Below are 15,451 nucleotides of genomic sequence, written 5' to 3'. Positions count from 1 at the left end.
GCATGGCGCATGAGCCCGCGCGGCGCTTATTTGCCGCTGTTCAGCCTTTCACGCAATTCCTTGCCGGTCTTGAAGAACGGCACCCATTTCTCCTCCACCTCGACGGATTCGCCGGTACGCGGATTGCGGCCGGTGCGGGCGGGGCGGTTTTTCACCGAGAAAGCGCCGAAACCGCGCAGTTCGACCCGATTGCCTTCGGCAAGCGCGTCGGTGATCTCGTCGAAAATCGCGCCGACAATGTTTTCGACGTCACGCAGGAAAAGGTGCGGGTTGCGTGTGGCGATGATCTGCACAAGTTCGGATTTGATCATGAGAAGGCTCCCCGTGAAAATACTGCGGTCAAATTATGAGGATGATTTTATTTGCTTTTTCACTCGTCTCAAGGGTGCCAGACAGAAACCAGACCGTCAAGAAACAAGCGATCGGCACCAAGTTCGTGAATGATGTCGCCGCCATAGTCGGGCAGGCCGAGCGCACTGCCGATGGTTCGCGCCATCGCCTTCGAGAACAGGAAGCCGCCGCTTTCCGCGTCCTTCCACTCCACCACCTTGAGCTTGGCGTCGATGCCCTTGGTTGCGAGCCAGTCGATCGCTTCGGTCTCGCCGCCGACCGCGTCGACCAAGTTGTTGGCAACGGCCTGCCGGCCGGTGAAGATCGATCCGTCGGCCAGCGCCAGCGCCTCCGGTTTGGTCATCTTGCGGCGTTCGGCGACGATGCCGACGAACCAGTCGTAGCTGTCGAGGATGAGCTTGCGGACCATGGTGCGCTCGTCGTCATTGGTCGGCTTGAAAGGCGATGGCGAAGCTTTCAACGGCGAGGATTTCACTTCCTCGAGCTTGACGCCGAGTTTGTTCATAAGGCCGCTGACGTCCGGATACTGGATCAGCACGCCTATCGAGCCGACAATCGACGATTTGCGTGCGACGATATGATCGGTCGCGGTGGCGATCATATAGCCCGCCGATGCGGCCAGCGTGCCGACCTGGGCCACCACCGGCTTCTCGGCGGCCAGCTTGCGCACTGCCTCGTAGATCGATTCGCCGCCGACGGTGGTGCCGCCCGGTGAATCGATCGACAGGATCACAGCTTTCACCCTCGAGGATTGACGGATGGTGTCCAGTTGCTTGATCAGGTCTTCGTCTTCGGTGATGGTGCCCTCGATCTTGACCTTGGCGATATGGTCGACCGCCGCGCCAGTGAAGTCGTCGCCATAAATCCAGGTCGAAAAGGCAATCAGCCCGGCTGCTGCGACAACAAGCGCTGCAACGCGCCAGAATGTCAGCTTGCGGCGCAAGCGGCGGCGGTCGATCAGGTCGTCGGCTCTCAGTACCATGGTCAGCCTCATAGTCGGTGGGAGCAGATGCTTTTAAAGCAACCGCCCGCGCCCGGCTACCGATTCCTGACGAGCTTGCGCCAAAGACAAGGTCTCGACGTTGGCGAGCCGGCGTTTGGAGAGAACATAAAAGACCAATCCACAGCCCCTAACGCTGTCGGCCGGTATCTGGTATGACGTGCAAGTTGTGCCGGTTTCATTTTCGTTTGTGCAACAGCAACCGTCACACTTTTGCGGTTTTCCTCCGCTTGTGCTTGCTTGAGGGCGCCGGCATCCCACCTATAGGGGTGCTTGGCGGCAGGGGTTTAGAAGAAAGCAGTTATGTTAGCGCGACCGATCGAACCGACCAACACCGAGACGGGGTTGGCTCCCCCGGACGTAGGCCCGGCACGGGTCAACGCCTTCGGCATCGCCCAGCGCCATTCGCGCCGCGTGCGTTTCTTGAAGCTGGCGGTGCCGCTGGCCGCTGCCGCGATCGCGGTCGCCGTCCCGGTCTATACCTATCTCGCGGCGCCTGGCTCGATCCAGGTCCAGGCCGACGCCAGCGCGTTCGCCAATGGCAAGCTGGTGATGGCCAACCCCAAGCTCAACGGGTTCACCAAGCAGAAACTGCCCTATTCCATGACGGCTTTGCGCGCCATACAGGACGTGAGCCAGCAAGGCATCATTAATCTGGAGGGCATCGATGCCAAGCTGCCCATATCAACCGACAATGTGGCGGCCATCAATGCCCCGCACGGTAGCTTCAATCGTGATGGCAACACGATGAGCCTGACCAGCGATGTCACCATAACCACCACAGATGGCCTGGCGGCAAAGTTCAAATCGGTCTTTCTCGACATGGGCAAAGGCACTATGAAGACGAACGATCCGGTCGACGTCAGCCGTGGCGGGTCGCGGATTACCGCGGATTCGATGTCTGTCCAGGACAACGGCAAGATCGTGGTTTTCGAGAACAGAGTGCGTGTCAACATCGATCCCGCCAGCTTGAAGGCGGCAGAGGCAATGAGCGGAGAATCCAATGCGGTTCAGTAGTTCGACACGGCTCGTGGCTTCGGCGTTGCCGGCTGTCGGGCTGGCTTTGGGGCTGGCTTTGGGGGCGGCGCCGGCGCTGGCGCAGTCCAGGACCACCAGCCAGCTGTCGGGCCTCAAACTGTCCGGCGACAAGCCCATCCAGATCGAAAGCGACAAGCTCGAGGTCCGCCAGGCGGACAGCGTGGCCGTGTTCACCGGCAATGTAAGCGTCGTCCAGGGGCCGACCTTGCTCAAGGCCGGCAAGATGACGGTCTATTACGTCAAGGACGCCGACGCTGCCGCCAAGGGTGAGCAGGCCGCAGGTGCCGCGATGACCGGCTCGGCCGACATCGACCGTCTGGAGGTCGCCAACAAGGTCTATATCAAATCGGACGACCAGGTCGCCACGGGCGACAGCGGCACCTTCGACATGAAGACGGAAGTGCTGGTGCTTTCAGGCAGCAAGGTCGTGCTTTCGCAAGGCGACAATGTACTGGTCGGCTGCAAGCTGACCGTGCAGATGAAGAGCGGTCTGGCCCAGGTCGATCCCTGCGGCGGTGGACGCGTCATGATGTCGATCACGCCGCCGAAGTCGGGAGCGGCGAACCCCTGATGGTCGACGTAGCATCGCTGTTGGCGCGTCTTCCAGGACGCGCCGCCAGCAAACTTGCGGCACCGGCCGCGATTAACCTCGATCAGGTAAAATTCAAGGGAACCTTGATCGCCAAAGGGCTGACTAAGAGCTACAAGGGCCGCAAAGTCGTCAGCGGCGTGACGATCGGCGTGCGCGCCGGTGAGGCGGTCGGACTGCTCGGCCCCAACGGCGCCGGCAAGACCACCTGCTTCTACATGGTCACCGGCCTGGTGCCGGTCGACGAAGGCACGATCGAAATCGACGGCTTCGATGTCACCTCTATGCCGATGTACCGCCGCGCCCGCCTTGGCATCGGCTACCTTCCTCAAGAGGCGTCGATCTTTCGCGGCTTGAGCGTCGAGCAAAACATCCGTGCCGTGCTCGAAGTGGTCGAAAAGAGCCGCAAAGAGCGCGAACGCATTCTCGACGAACTGCTCGAGGAGTTTCACATCAGCCATCTGCGCAAGGCCCCGTCGCTGTCGCTTTCCGGCGGCGAGCGGCGGCGCCTTGAAATCGCGCGCGCCTTGGCGACCCGCCCCGCATACATGCTGCTCGACGAACCTTTTGCCGGCATCGATCCGATCGCCGTCGCCGACATCCAGCAACTGGTGCGCCATCTGACGGCGCGCGGCATCGGCGTGCTCGTCACCGATCACAATGTCCGCGAGACGCTCGGCCTGATCGACCGCGCCTACATCATCCATGCCGGCCAGGTGCTGACCCATGGGCGGGCCGACGAAGTGGTCGCAAACCCGGATGTGCGGCGGCTTTATCTCGGTGAGGGGTTTACACTCTAAGCGTGAAAATTTCTGTCCAAACGCGGTTTTTGACGCGAGACAGAGCTTTTTCTTCGATTTCTCGTCGGAATACGCACGGACAGGCGAGTTTTGATCGCCGTCGCCTTGACAAGCAAAAGCCGGGCCAGTTTCTATGCCCAACTCCTTCCGGCAGTCCGGATGCGTAGACAGGGCGTTTGAAACCGAACCATGGCGTTGGCGGCAAAACTACAGCTACGACAGTCCCAGTCGCTGGTGATGACGCCGCAACTCATGCAGTCGATACGGCTGCTGCAGTTCACCCACATCGAACTGGAACGCTTCATCGACGACGAGATCGAGCGCAATCCTTTGCTCGAGCGCGCCGAGCCGCAGGACGATGCCGTCAGCGACCAGGCGCAGAAGATCGATGCCGCGCCGGAAACGGCCACCGCCGGCGACTGGTTCGAGAAGGACACGGCGTGGAGCGCTGAGGCGATCTCGGAAAAGCTCGATACTTCACTGGAAAACCTGTTTCCCGACGACCCCGGCACCAGCGAGCGGCTCGGTCCCGACCTGACGGCCCAGTGGAAATCGGCATCCGGCAACGGTTCCGCATCCTCTTCCGACGGTTTTGACGTCGGAGACATGGCGGCCGGAGCCATCACGCTGCGCGAGCATGTCGCCGAGCAGGTTGCGCTGGCCTTCGCCGACCCGGCAGCACGTCTGATCGCCAGCGAACTGGCAGATGGCCTCGACGAGGCCGGCTACATGCGCGCCGACATGGCTGAGATCGCCGCCCGTCTCGGCACCGACAGAGCGGCGGTGGCAAATGCGCTCGCGGTCTGCCAGACATTCGAGCCCACCGGCATGTTTGCCCGCGACCTCGCCGAATGCCTGTCGCTGCAGCTTGCCGTCCGCGACCGTCTCGACCCTGCGATGAAGGCTTTGATCGCCAATCTCGAACTTTTGGCCAGGCGCGATTTCCAGACCCTGAAACGGATTTGTGGGGTCGATGAGGAGGATCTGCTCGACATGCTGGCCGAGATACGTGCGCTCGATCCGCGTCCGGGGATGGCGTTTTCGGGCGGCGCCAGCGACGCGATCATCGCCGATGTCGAAGTGCGTGCGGCCAATGACGGGAGCTGGGTGATCGAACTCAACCCCGAAACGCTGCCGCGCGTGCTGGTCGACCATATCTATTTCGCCCGGGTTTCGCCGCATGCGAAAAATCAGACGGAAAAGGATTTCCTGGCGGAGTGCCTGCAAAACGCCAATTGGCTGACGCGCAGCCTCGATCAGCGGGCGAAGACTATCCTCAAGGTTGCCTCAGAAATCGTGCGCCAGCAGGACGCCTTCCTCGTCCATGGCGTGCGTCACCTGAGGCCGCTCAACCTGCGCACGGTGGCCGACGCCATCGGCATGCACGAATCGACCGTCAGCCGGGTCACTGCCAACAAATACATGCTGACGCCGCGCGGCGTGTTCGAGCTGCGCTATTTCTTCACCGCCTCGATCGCCTCGTCGGGTGGCGGTGACGCGCATTCGTCTGAAGCGGTGCGCGACCGCATCAAGCAGTTGATCGACGAGGAGAAACCTGCCGACGTGCTTTCCGACGACGCGATTGTGGATATGTTGCGGGAAAGCGGCGTCGATATCGCCAGGCGCACGGTCGCCAAGTATCGGGAGGGCATGAATATTCCCTCGTCGGTGCAGCGGCGGCGTGAAAAACGCGCTTTGGCCAGCGCCGGACGTTGATCTCCGACGGAATTTCCACAGCTTTCGCACTTCATTGACAAGCCGCAATGAAGTGGCTAGAAGCCCGCCCGCATGGGACGGGCTACTGCCCGCATGCGGATGGTCCGTCACGACGTTGGCCACGGGACGGTCAAGAAGGCGGCTTGTGATCAATCGGAAAAGTTCGGATTTAAAATCGGCGCAAGTGACGCCGCAAAGCTTGTGCGCTCAGACCACGGGTATAAACTCGGGACAGTTTGAAGCCTGAGCAAGGAAGGTCAGTATTCAGATGACACTGCGCATATCAGGAAAACACATGGATATCGGCGATGCGTTCCGTACGCGCATCAACGACCGTGTCGGAGAAGTGATCGGGAAATATTTCGATCGGGGCTTTTCAGGGCAAATTGTAGTCGTCAAATCGGGGTCGCGCTACACGGCCGATTGCATGATCCGGCTGGATTCCGGCGCTTCGCTGCAGGCCACCGGTGAAGCGCAGGACCCGACGCTCGCTTTCGAGGCGGCGGCAGATCGCCTCGAGACCCGCCTTCGGCGCTACAAGCGTCGGCTGAAGTCGCATAATTCAGGCAACGCCAATGGCGAACCCACCGACGTCGCCTATACGGTGATGGCGCCGCTTGCCGACGATGACGAGGAAATGCCGGAGAATTTCGCGCCAGCCATCGTCGCCGAATCAACCATGACGCTGCGGACCATGTCGGTGGCGTCGGCCGTGATCGAACTCGACACCAAGGACAGCCCGGTCCTCGTCTTCCGCAACGCCGGAAACGAGCATCTCAATATCGTCTATCGTCGGCCGGACGGAAACATCGGCTGGATCGACCCGTCTACGACCAAGGTCGCGCAGGGCTGACGGCCAAGGCCGCACTGGGCTGACGGCCAAGGCCGCACTGGGATAAGGCACCAGCCGCACGCGAGAGTGAGGGCTGGCGACGGCAGGCGAACAAGGGATTTCAAGTATGGACCTGAGCGATCTTATCAACGTTCCGGCAATCTTGCCGGCGTTGAAGGCGAACTCCAAGAAGCAACTGCTGCAAATGCTGTCCGAAAGGGCGGCGGCGATTGCCGGCATTCCGGAACGGGAGGTGTTCGACACCATCCTGCAGCGTGAACGGCTGGGCTCGACCGGTGTCGGCAACGGCATTGCCATTCCGCATGGCAAGCTGGCGGGGGTGAAGCGGATCGCCGGGGTTTTCGCCCGGCTGGAGACGCCGGTCGATTTCGAGGCGCTGGACGACCAGCCGGTCGATCTGGTGTTCCTGCTTTTGGCGCCCGAAGGCGCCGGCGCCGACCATCTCAAGGCGCTGTCGCGCATCGCGCGGGTGCTGCGCGACGCCGACACGGTGGCCAAGATCAGGGGCACCCGCGACGCCGCCGCGATCCACGCGCTTTTATCGGATACACAAGCCTCGCACGCGGCCTGAGCTTTTTCGATCCGTTCGTTAAAGGGCCGCCGCGGGCGGCCCTGTCCGTTCTAACCAGATCGCTGCGCCGTCTTGTTAGTGGATGGCGACTTAGTGGATCGCGACGGGGGTCAGGTCGTTTTCCAGGGCGCCGGCCAGCGCCCGCTCGCGAGCGTCCGAAAGCAGGATCGGCTGGCCGTTGGCGGCGAACAGGGCCCACAGTTCCAGCCCGGGCGCGATTTCGCCGAGGCCCGGGAAACGGCCGCGCAGATCGTCGCTCGAGATTTTCCTGAGATAGGCGACCGAGCCTTCGCCGAGATGGGCGAATTCGCCGCTGGTCATGATAAGATTTTCGTCAGTTCTGGTCATTTAAGCCTCCTTGCCGCGAGGATCCCGTTCAAGGCCGCCTCGCATGAGAGCCATTAGAGCGCGTGCGTCCAATTGGACGCACAAACGACGCTCTATCTCTTTCAGTCTGCTGCATTGTGCTTTTCGGAAAATCGGATCCGATTTTCCGGCCGATGCAGCGGTAAAAATCAGTCTTTCACCGATATGTTTATTTTCCGTACCAGCCGTTCGGACTCGGGCCGATCGAGATCGATCGACAAAAGACCGTTCTTCAGCTCCGCCGCGATCACCCGCATGCCGTCGGCCAGCACGAAACAGCGCTGGAACTGGCGCGCGGCAATGCCGCGATGAAGAAATTCGCGCTCGGTGTCGTCGTTCTGACGGCCGCGCACGACCAACTGGTTCTCCTCCGTGGTCACATCGAGATCGTTTTCGGCGAAACCGGCGACAGCGAGCGTGATACGCAGCCTTTCGGCCTTGCCGTCGGCACCGCTGAGGCGCTCGATGTTGTAGGGAGGGTAGCTGTCACCCGACTTCGCCAGACGCTCCAAGGTCTTTTCCATGGCGTCGAAGCCCAGGAGAAGCGGGCTGGAAAAAGGCGTCATTCGGCTCATGTTACACTGTCCTCTCAAGAGCGACATAATGTGGAAAAACCCGGATGGCATTTTTCCCGATGGTCTTGATATGGTCCGCCTGGCGGTCGAGTTCAAGCCGTCAAAAGCCCCGCCCAAAAAGACTCCCTAAACAAGGAATTGAAATGCCCCAATCCCGCAAGATCATCATCGACACGGATCCCGGCCAGGATGATGCCGTCGCCATATTGCTGGCGCTCGGCAGCGCCGAACTGGAGATCGTCGGTATGACCGCCGTTGCCGGCAACGTGCCGCTGAGACTCACCGAAAAGAATGCACGCAAGATCTGCGAACTGGCCGGCCGGCCTGATATCAAGGTCTATGCCGGCGCCATCCGGCCGCTGGCGCGCGAACTGGTCACCGCCGAGGAGGTGCATGGCGAGACCGGTCTCAACGGTCCGCAATTGCCCGAACCGACAATGGAACTGCAGGACCAGTACGCGGTCGATTTCATCGTCGAGACGCTGATGAAGGAAGAGAGCGGCACGATCACCCTCTGCGCGCTCGGGCCGCTCACCAACATAGCGCTGGCGCTGATCCGCGAGCCGAAGATCGCGCCGCGCATCAAGGAAATCGTGCTGATGGGCGGCGGCTTCTTCGAAGGCGGCAACGTCACCCCGACCGCCGAATTCAACATCTATGTCGACCCGCATGCCGCCGATGTCGTATTCAAATCCGGCATTCCGATCGTCATGATGCCGCTCGACGTCACCCACAAGGCGCTGACCACCGCCAAGCGCACCCAGGCCTTCCGCAAGCTCGGTACCAGGGTCGGCACGGCTACGACGGAGATGCTGGAATTCTTCGAACGATTCGACGAAGAGAAATACGGCACCGACGGCGGCCCGCTGCACGACCCTTGCGTTATCGCCTATCTGTTGAAACCCGAGCTGTTCAGGGGCCGCAACTGCAACGTCACTGTGGAAACCGCCTCGGAGCTCACCATGGGCATGACCGTGATCGACTGGTGGGGCGTGACCAAGCGGCCGATCAACGCCATGGTGATGCGCGACATCGACCACGATGCGTTGTTCGCGCTGCTGCTGGAAAGGCTGGGCCGGCTTTAAGGTTTTTTTCCTTCTCCTTTGTGGGACAAGTTGGATCGGCGTGCAGCGCCGAGGCGGCAAGGGGTGTTGGCCGGAGCGCTGTTGGTGCCAAGCTGGAACACTCCTCATCCGGCCGCGGAGTCCTCGGGCTTGCCGGAGGCAAGACCCGTGGGCGGCCACCTTCTCCCACAAGGGGAGAAGGAAAAGAGTGCCGCTCACTTCGCCTTTGAAAATGCCAGCCACAGGCCGCCGCCGACCAGAAAGCTGCCGCTTATCCGCGACAGCAGCTTGACGCGACCGGCCGAAAGCAGGCGTCCGGCGCGGCCGGCGGCCAACGCGTAGGTCGAATCCGATACGGCGGCGAAGATCATGGCGGTGAGACCCATCACGCCGATCTGCAACCCATAGTTGCCGTCAGGGGCTATGAACTGCGGAAAGAAGGCGCCGAAGAACACCAGCGTCTTGGGATTGCTGATCGCCACCAGCAGGCCCTGCAGGAAGAAGCCGCCGCGCGGTGTCTTTGCCGATCCGTCGGCGTTCAGCTTGCCCTTGGAGCGAAACATTTGCACACCCATCCAGATCAGATAGGCGGCACCGATCAGCCTGACCCATTCGAACCAATGGCCCATTCCCGCGATCAGCGAGGTCAATCCGATGCCGACAATGGCGATCATGATCGCCAGTCCGGCCTGCGTGCCGGCGACGTTGGCGAGGCCGGCGCGAGAGCCATGGCGGATGCCGTTGGCGATGATCAGCGTGACCGTCGGTCCGGGCACCAGGATGATGACAAGGCAGGCGACGAGATAGGTGGCATAGAGTTCCAGCGACATGATTTCCTCGACAGTATGCGGCTTTGCGACACGGCTGACTGCGATCAATGCATGACAGTAACGCGGCTGCAAGCCGGCAGGACATGTCGCTGGCAACCTTGACCTGGATTTTAGGCTCCAGCCAGCCACGGCAGCGTCGTCTCGTAGGCTGCCGCCGCTCTCAACACGGCCATGTCGCCGCGCGGCCGCCCGATCAATTGCATGCCCATCGGCCTGCCTCTGCCATCGAAGCCGGCCGGCACGTTGACCGCCGGGCAGCCGCCCAGCGTGGCGAGCGCTGAAACCTGCATCCAGCGGTGATAGCTGTCCATGGCACGCCCGGCCACTTGGGTCGGCCAGTGGGTGAGGACATCGAAGGGAAAAACCTGGGCGGTCGGCAGCGCAATCAGGTCGAAGCGGTCGAAGAGCGACAGCAACGTTCGATGCCAGGACGAGCGCCTCACCGTGGCGGCGTGGATCTGCGGCGCCGTGAGCTGCAGCGCCTGTTCCACCTCCCACACGGCCTCCGGCTTCAGAAGAGCGCGTTTCATGGGATCGTCGTAATGCGCCTTGAGCGCACAACCGCTGCTCGCCTGGCGCAGCATCACGAAGGCCTGCCACAGCGCTTCGAAATCGACATCCGGCACCAGCGCTTCGGTCTGAAAGGATGCCTCGGCGAACCGGCCGAGAGCGGCCTCGCAAAGATCAAGGACGCCGGGTTCGACCGGCAGATGACCACCGAGATCGCTGAACCAGGCGATGCGGCCGCCGGCCGTCGGCGTTTGCAGTCCCTGTAGGAAGCAGTCCTGCTTGTGATGCGAGAGCGGCGCGCGAGGGTCGTAGCCAGCCTGCTCGTCGAGCAGCAACGCCATGTCGCGCACGCTGCGGCCCATCGGCCCTTCGACGCCCATCTGGGCGTGGAAGACGTCAAGCTCGGGGCCGGCCGGGACAAGCCCCTGCGACGGACGGAAGCCATAGACGTTGTTGTAGGCGGCCGGGTTGCGCAGCGAGCCGCCAAAGTCGCTGCCGTCGGCGACAGGCACCATGTCGAGCGCCAGTGCGACCGCCGCGCCGCCGCTCGAACCGCCGGCGGTCAAGGCCGGGTCGAAAGCATTGAGTGTCGGGCCGAACACGGTGTTGTAGGTGTTGGAGCCCAGGCCGAATTCGGGAACGTTGGTCTTGCCGATGATGATGGCGCCGGCCTTGCGGATGCGCTCCACGAAGAAATCGTCTTCCTGCGGCACGAAATCGGCGAAGATCGGCGAGCCGAAGCTGGTCCTGAGGCCTTTGGTCTGCGCGAGATCCTTGATGGCGATCGGCAGGCCGAAAAGCGGTCCGGCATGCCCTGCATGCGCCGGATGGGCGTCCGCCCTGTCGGCCTCGCGCAAGATGTCGGCGCGGTCGCGCAGCGAAACGATGGCATTGACCAGCGGGTTTACGGCGTCGATCCGGTCGAGGAATGCCGTGACCACCTCGCGCACCGACAACTGCCGGCGCCGGATCGCTGCGGCAAGATCCACGGCGGACAGGCGGCAGATATTGCCGGCAGGCGGCACGGGGTGTTTTGTGGCCGGACGCATGGCTCTCACCTGGCTGGCGGGTTTTGGAGCGCCGCCTCGACTTCCTTCGCCAGTGGGATCGCCGGCTGGGCGCCGGGCTTCAGGCAAGCGAGCGAACCGGCGGCAGCAGCACGGGCGAGCGCCTGATCGAGTGGCAGGCCGGATGACAACCCGGCGGCGAAATAGCCGCAAAACGTGTCGCCGGCGCCGACGGTATCGACCGGGGTGATGTTCAGCGCCGGAACCATCAGAAGATCGGCTGGCGTGGCGGCCAGAACGCCGTCACCGCCGAGCGTGACAACGATTGTGCGGCCGGTCTTCCCGGCGTAATCGCGCATCCGCGCCGGGCGATCGCGGCCGCTCAGCGACAGCGCCTCACCATAGAGGTCGAATTCGGTTTCGTTGGCGACGACATAGTCGGCCTTGCCGAGGAGGGCGGCCGCCTCTGCCCGGAACGGTGCGGTGTTTAGCACGGTAACGGCGCCTGCCGCCCGTGCCGCGTCCAGTGCTGCGTCAACAGTCTGCAGCGGGATCTCCTGCTGCAGGAGCACGACGTTGCCCTTCTTCATGAAGGCCTTGGAGAGGTCGCCTGTGACGACCGAATCATTGGCGCCCGGCACCACGGCAATGACGTTCTCACCGTCGTCGGCGACCATGATCAATGCCGTGCCGGTCGAGGCGAAGGTTTCACCGACACCGGACAGGTCGATCTTGCCGTCCCGCAACAGCGCCAGCGCTTCGGTGGCGAAATTGTCCTTGCCGACCGCGCCGACCATGCGCACCTTGGCGCCGGCGCGCGCGGCGGCCAGCGCCTGGTTGGCGCCCTTGCCGCCGGGTGCGGTGGCGAAACCGGAGCCACGGACCGTCTCGCCGGGTGCGGGCAAGCGGTCGACATTGGCGATAAGGTCGAGGTTGATCGAGCCGACAACGATTATCAAGTGGTGCCTCCCTGCTGACGCGTCGTGCTTTCCGAAAATCGATTCCGATTTTCGGAAAGCACGACGCGTGGAATTAAAGTGTTAGAGCGTACTTTGTGCGTCCGAATGGACGCACGTCGCTCTAATTGCGCGGGAAGCTACTCCGTACGGCCGCCGCTTGCCAGACCGCGCGACATAAACCCGCGCACCCGATCTAGGGGCGCCTCATCAAGAGCCGACCTGTCCCGCTTCCCAGCCAAGGATGGCGCGCTTGCGGGTCAGGCCCCAGTGGTAGCCGGTGAGCGCGCCGGACTTGCCGAGAGCCCGGTGGCACGGCACCACGAAGGACATCGGATTGGCGCCGACCGCGGCACCCACCGCCCGGCTGGCGCTCGGTGCGCCGATGCCGGCGGCGATCGAGGAATAGGTGCAGGCCTTGCCCATCGGGATGCGCAGCAGGGCTTCCCAGACGCGGACCTGGAAGTCGGTGCCGATCAAGACGACGCGCAGCGGCTGGTCGGCGCGCCACAGCGCCGGGTCGAAGATGCGCGCCGCATAGGGCGCCGTCGCGGCCATGTCCTCGACATAGGTTGCGTTCGGCCAGCGGCCGGACATGTCGGCGAAGGCCGCGCGCTCGTCGCCGGCATCGCTGAAGGCGAGGCCGGCAAGCCCACGGTCTGTGACCATGATCAGGGCGATGCCGAAAGGCGAGATATGATATCCGTAGCGGATCGTCAGCCCGGCGCCGCGCGTCTTGTAGTCGCCAGGCGACATCGCTTCGTGGGTGACGAAAAGGTCGTGCAACCGGCCGGGGCCGGACATGCCGACCTCGAAAGAAGCCTCGAGCAGCGGCATGCCGGAATCGAGCAGTTTGCGCGCGTGGTCGAGCGTGACCGCCTGCAGAAACGCCTTGGGCGACAGGCCGGCCCAGCGGGTGAAGAGCTTCTGCAACCCGGTTGGCGTCTCGCCGACTTCCTCGGCCAATATTTCGAGCGACGGCTGGTCACGATAGTCAAGGCTGATCTTCTCGATCGCGCGCCGAACAACTTCGTAGTCACCGCCTTCGGGTGTGATGTCTTTCTTCAGAATAGCTGTTTGTGCGTTCATCGGACCATCTCCTTGGTCGTGAATATCGTCCTTCGCGGCTCCGATCACCACCCGAAACTTGCCTTCTCGTCATGTGCATCCTGATAGATCTGGCTTCGAGGAAGGAGCCGACGATGGCCGGCGAAAAGGTGCATCTCAGCAAGGAGAAGTAGACGCTGCCGATTACCGTTTATGGCCGATTACCGGTTATGAGGCACTGCAGAACCGGTTCGCGAACGAGGCGGTTCGCTCACATTCAGCGCGCTTTCGCAGTCGCCAGGGCGCGCGAAAAGGCTGACGCAAAGCTCTCGCGGTCGTCGGGATTGAGGAAGCCGCCGATCGGCACGTTCTGGCCTTGTGCTTCCACCGCCATCCTGGTGATGCCGATCTCGGTGTGGCGGGCGACCGAAAAACGCGCCCAGAACGGATTGAAGCGATGTGCTTCCGATTTGCCTGATGGCGCGGTCTTGCGGATCTCGAGGCTGGTGCGCGAGACCGACACTTCCTCACGGGCGCGGGCGGCACGATAATTGGCGCGAAAGGCGATGTAGACGGCGATGACGTCGACACCCAGGAAGCCGAACACCGGCCAGGCGCCGCGCGACAGGAAAAACGCTCCGGTGACCAACGAGCCGAACAGCAGAGCGCCCATCAGGATGGCAAAGCCGGTCTTGCCCAGCGACCGATGCGGTATCAGCAACGCCTGGAAGAATGGCTCGTCGGCCTGAAATGAGGCGTTTGTGTCGCTCATGCCGGGATATTATAGGAAGGGGATGACGAGCCCCAAGTCCAAAAATTCCTCTACACCCAAAAATGAACTGCTCCCCGGCCGACGCGACGGATCGAACGCCAAACCGCGTGCCCGGCCGGTGCGGTCCCATTCGCGCTACAGCCCGGCCGAAGTGCACGAGATTTTCCGACGCTTTTCCGTTCAGCGGCCCGAGCCGAAGGGCGAGCTCGAACATGTCAACGCCTTCACGCTGCTGGTGGCGGTGGTGCTTTCGGCACAGGCGACCGATGTCGGCGTCAACAAAGCAACGCGGGCGCTGTTCAAGGTCGCCGACACGCCGCAAAAGATGCTGGCACTCGGCGAAGCCAAGGTCGGCGAATATATCCGCACCGTTGGGCTCTGGCGCAACAAGGCCAAGAACGTCATCGCGCTGTCGGAGGCGCTGATCTGCGACCATGGCGGCGAAGTGCCCGACGACCGCGACCAACTGGTCAAGCTGCCGGGCGTCGGGCGCAAGACCGCCAATGTCGTGCTCAACATGGCCTTCGGCCAGCACACCATGGCGGTCGACACGCATATCTTTCGCATCGGCAACCGGCTGCGGCTGGCGCCCGGCAAGACGCCGGAACAGGTCGAGCAGGGGCTGTTGAGGATCATTCCGGACGAATACATGCGCCATGCGCATCACTGGCTGATCCTGCATGGCCGCTATGTCTGCAAGGCGCGCAAACCGGATTGCCCGATCTGTGTCATCGCCGACATCTGCAAGGCCGAGGAGAAGACGAATGATGTTCCGGCGCCGCTGGTCGAAATTGCGCCGCTCGAACCGGTAAGCGAAATTCAGTAGCCGTAGCCGCGGGCCATCGCCGCGGCGAAGACCGGGATCAGCAGGAAGATCAAGGCTTCGGCGCGGACGTAAGTTCGAACGGATGCAAGTTGTGCCGCCGGCACTTGAAAGCCAGGGCTGGCCGAGGCCTGCCTGCTCCAGGACGCAAAGCGGACCGTCGGGATGATCGACAGCAGGCCGACGGTGACGAAGGCCGCCATCTTTGCCCAGAACATCCAGTTGTAGACGTAGAATTCCCAACCCTTCAGGCCGTAGATGACGCGTCCGATGCCGACGACGATGATCAGCATGGCGATGATGCCGTAATGGCGATCGATGCCGACAAGCCGCCGAAGCGTCGCGGCGGGCAGATCGCCGCGGATCAGGACAAATTCGGCGCCGATGATGCCGGCCAGTGAAAACACCAGCAGATGATGAAGGATGGCAAGCAGAAGATCGGTGGTATCCATGCCCTTTTCCCTCCGTCGGACGGCACAGCGGACGCTGAATTAGTTTCATGCGAAGGGTAGCATCGTTCGGCAAGATTCCCATGCCGGAGCAGGAGTTCGCGACTACGTCCCTGCGTTGTTGACGCCAAATC

The 15,451-nt window shown here is 62.5% G+C and carries 18 protein-coding genes; 8 read left to right on the top strand and 10 right to left on the bottom strand.

Annotated features, from left to right (window positions below; translation table 11 throughout):
• Nucleotides 1-26: 26 nt before the first annotated feature.
• Entirely contained in the window at nt 27-311 is a 285-nt protein-coding gene (locus BQ8794_RS16840; protein WP_023797441.1) for an integration host factor subunit beta, read from the bottom strand.
• A 68-nt stretch (nt 312-379) separates the two neighbouring features.
• Nucleotides 380-1,333: a signal peptide peptidase SppA gene (gene sppA / locus BQ8794_RS16835; RefSeq protein ID WP_077379534.1), complete on the bottom strand. Its 954-nt coding sequence runs from the start codon at nt 1,331-1,333 to the stop codon at nt 380-382.
• A gap of 321 nt (nt 1,334-1,654) precedes the next feature.
• Here sppA and lptC point away from each other — a divergent pair, with 321 nt between their 5' ends.
• From lptC to ptsN, 6 genes are all read left to right on the top strand, one after another.
• Nucleotides 1,655-2,368, top strand: coding sequence for an LPS export ABC transporter periplasmic protein LptC (lptC, locus tag BQ8794_RS16830; RefSeq protein ID WP_077379487.1), 714 nt, complete (start codon nt 1,655-1,657; stop codon nt 2,366-2,368).
• Nucleotides 2,355-2,960, top strand: a complete 606-nt coding sequence (locus BQ8794_RS16825) for an LptA/OstA family protein (RefSeq protein ID WP_077379485.1) — start codon at nt 2,355-2,357, stop codon at nt 2,958-2,960. Before lptC ends, BQ8794_RS16825 begins: the two co-directional genes overlap by 14 nt.
• On the top strand, nt 2,960-3,778 hold the full coding sequence (gene lptB / locus BQ8794_RS16820) for an LPS export ABC transporter ATP-binding protein (protein ID WP_077379483.1): 819 nt from the start codon (nt 2,960-2,962) through the stop codon (nt 3,776-3,778). Before BQ8794_RS16825 ends, lptB begins: the two co-directional genes overlap by 1 nt.
• 189 nt (nt 3,779-3,967) lie before the next feature.
• On the top strand, nt 3,968-5,494 hold the full coding sequence (gene rpoN / locus BQ8794_RS16815; RefSeq protein WP_077379482.1) for an RNA polymerase factor sigma-54: 1,527 nt from the start codon (nt 3,968-3,970) through the stop codon (nt 5,492-5,494).
• A 268-nt stretch (nt 5,495-5,762) separates the two neighbouring features.
• Nucleotides 5,763-6,347 carry a ribosome hibernation-promoting factor, HPF/YfiA family gene (gene hpf, locus BQ8794_RS16810; protein WP_023797447.1) on the top strand — a complete coding sequence of 195 codons (585 nt, stop codon included), beginning with the start codon at nt 5,763-5,765 and terminating at the stop codon, nt 6,345-6,347.
• 106 nt (nt 6,348-6,453) lie between these two features.
• Nucleotides 6,454-6,918 carry a PTS IIA-like nitrogen regulatory protein PtsN gene (gene ptsN / locus BQ8794_RS16805; protein WP_023797448.1) on the top strand — a complete coding sequence of 155 codons (465 nt, stop codon included), beginning with the start codon at nt 6,454-6,456 and terminating at the stop codon, nt 6,916-6,918.
• A gap of 90 nt (nt 6,919-7,008) precedes the next feature.
• On the opposite strand, the gene BQ8794_RS16800 is transcribed toward ptsN, so the two are convergent.
• Nucleotides 7,009-7,266, bottom strand: coding sequence for a BQ00720 family protein (locus tag BQ8794_RS16800; RefSeq protein ID WP_023797449.1), 258 nt, complete (start codon nt 7,264-7,266; stop codon nt 7,009-7,011).
• A gap of 167 nt (nt 7,267-7,433) precedes the next feature.
• Nucleotides 7,434-7,859 (bottom strand): Hsp20 family protein, encoded by a 426-nt coding sequence (locus tag BQ8794_RS16795; protein ID WP_023797450.1) that lies wholly within the window; start codon nt 7,857-7,859, stop codon nt 7,434-7,436.
• A gap of 143 nt (nt 7,860-8,002) precedes the next feature.
• On the opposite strand from BQ8794_RS16795, the gene BQ8794_RS16790 reads away from it, so the two are divergent.
• Entirely contained in the window at nt 8,003-8,944 is a 942-nt protein-coding gene (locus BQ8794_RS16790; protein ID WP_077379480.1) for a nucleoside hydrolase, read from the top strand.
• Between the two features lie 194 nt (nt 8,945-9,138).
• Here BQ8794_RS16790 and BQ8794_RS16785 read toward each other — a convergent pair whose 3' ends face one another.
• The 5 genes from BQ8794_RS16785 to BQ8794_RS16765 form a co-directional block, all read right to left on the bottom strand.
• Nucleotides 9,139-9,753: a LysE family translocator gene (locus BQ8794_RS16785; protein WP_077379532.1), complete on the bottom strand. Its 615-nt coding sequence runs from the start codon at nt 9,751-9,753 to the stop codon at nt 9,139-9,141.
• A gap of 110 nt (nt 9,754-9,863) precedes the next feature.
• The gene (locus tag BQ8794_RS16780; RefSeq protein WP_077379478.1) at nt 9,864-11,312 is read right to left on the bottom strand and encodes an amidase; all 1,449 of its coding nucleotides are present in this window, start codon (nt 11,310-11,312) and stop codon (nt 9,864-9,866) included.
• Nucleotides 11,313-11,317: 5 nt separating this feature from the next.
• Nucleotides 11,318-12,229: a ribokinase gene (locus BQ8794_RS16775; RefSeq protein WP_077379476.1), complete on the bottom strand. Its 912-nt coding sequence runs from the start codon at nt 12,227-12,229 to the stop codon at nt 11,318-11,320.
• A gap of 207 nt (nt 12,230-12,436) precedes the next feature.
• The gene (locus BQ8794_RS16770; RefSeq protein ID WP_077379530.1) at nt 12,437-13,315 is read right to left on the bottom strand and encodes a methylated-DNA--[protein]-cysteine S-methyltransferase; all 879 of its coding nucleotides are present in this window, start codon (nt 13,313-13,315) and stop codon (nt 12,437-12,439) included.
• A gap of 235 nt (nt 13,316-13,550) precedes the next feature.
• Nucleotides 13,551-14,045, bottom strand: coding sequence for a DUF2244 domain-containing protein (locus BQ8794_RS16765; RefSeq protein ID WP_077379474.1), 495 nt, complete (start codon nt 14,043-14,045; stop codon nt 13,551-13,553).
• A gap of 22 nt (nt 14,046-14,067) precedes the next feature.
• On the opposite strand from BQ8794_RS16765, the gene nth reads away from it, so the two are divergent.
• Nucleotides 14,068-14,871: an endonuclease III gene (gene nth, locus BQ8794_RS16760; RefSeq protein ID WP_077379472.1), complete on the top strand. Its 804-nt coding sequence runs from the start codon at nt 14,068-14,070 to the stop codon at nt 14,869-14,871.
• Here nth and BQ8794_RS16755 read toward each other — a convergent pair.
• Entirely contained in the window at nt 14,865-15,320 is a 456-nt protein-coding gene (locus BQ8794_RS16755) for a DUF2214 family protein (protein ID WP_077379470.1), read from the bottom strand. The two genes, nth and BQ8794_RS16755, sit on opposite strands and share 7 nt — an antisense overlap.
• Between the last annotated feature and the right edge of the window lie 131 nt (nt 15,321-15,451).

The organism is Mesorhizobium prunaredense (assembly GCF_900156895.1).
GTDB lineage: Bacteria > Pseudomonadota > Alphaproteobacteria > Rhizobiales > Rhizobiaceae > Mesorhizobium > Mesorhizobium prunaredense.
This window is presented reverse-complemented; position numbering and strand designations above follow the sequence as displayed.

Coding starts and splice junctions, on each gene's coding strand:
- rpoN (WP_077379482.1), top strand. CDS start 3,968: ATGGCGTTGGCGGCAAAACTACAGCTACGACAGTCCCAGTCGCTGGTG.
- BQ8794_RS16780 (WP_077379478.1), bottom strand. CDS start 11,312: ATGCGTCCGGCCACAAAACACCCCGTGCCGCCTGCCGGCAATATCTGC.
- BQ8794_RS16840 (WP_023797441.1), bottom strand. CDS start 311: ATGATCAAATCCGAACTTGTGCAGATCATCGCCACACGCAACCCGCAC.
- sppA (WP_077379534.1), bottom strand. CDS start 1,333: ATGGTACTGAGAGCCGACGACCTGATCGACCGCCGCCGCTTGCGCCGC.
- BQ8794_RS16755 (WP_077379470.1), bottom strand. CDS start 15,320: ATGGATACCACCGATCTTCTGCTTGCCATCCTTCATCATCTGCTGGTG.
- BQ8794_RS16795 (WP_023797450.1), bottom strand. CDS start 7,859: ATGAGCCGAATGACGCCTTTTTCCAGCCCGCTTCTCCTGGGCTTCGAC.
- BQ8794_RS16800 (WP_023797449.1), bottom strand. CDS start 7,266: ATGACCAGAACTGACGAAAATCTTATCATGACCAGCGGCGAATTCGCC.
- lptC (WP_077379487.1), top strand. CDS start 1,655: ATGTTAGCGCGACCGATCGAACCGACCAACACCGAGACGGGGTTGGCT.
- lptB (WP_077379483.1), top strand. CDS start 2,960: ATGGTCGACGTAGCATCGCTGTTGGCGCGTCTTCCAGGACGCGCCGCC.
- BQ8794_RS16825 (WP_077379485.1), top strand. CDS start 2,355: ATGCGGTTCAGTAGTTCGACACGGCTCGTGGCTTCGGCGTTGCCGGCT.
- BQ8794_RS16770 (WP_077379530.1), bottom strand. CDS start 13,315: ATGAACGCACAAACAGCTATTCTGAAGAAAGACATCACACCCGAAGGC.
- ptsN (WP_023797448.1), top strand. CDS start 6,454: ATGGACCTGAGCGATCTTATCAACGTTCCGGCAATCTTGCCGGCGTTG.
- nth (WP_077379472.1), top strand. CDS start 14,068: ATGACGAGCCCCAAGTCCAAAAATTCCTCTACACCCAAAAATGAACTG.
- hpf (WP_023797447.1), top strand. CDS start 5,763: ATGACACTGCGCATATCAGGAAAACACATGGATATCGGCGATGCGTTC.
- BQ8794_RS16765 (WP_077379474.1), bottom strand. CDS start 14,045: ATGAGCGACACAAACGCCTCATTTCAGGCCGACGAGCCATTCTTCCAG.
- BQ8794_RS16790 (WP_077379480.1), top strand. CDS start 8,003: ATGCCCCAATCCCGCAAGATCATCATCGACACGGATCCCGGCCAGGAT.
- BQ8794_RS16785 (WP_077379532.1), bottom strand. CDS start 9,753: ATGTCGCTGGAACTCTATGCCACCTATCTCGTCGCCTGCCTTGTCATC.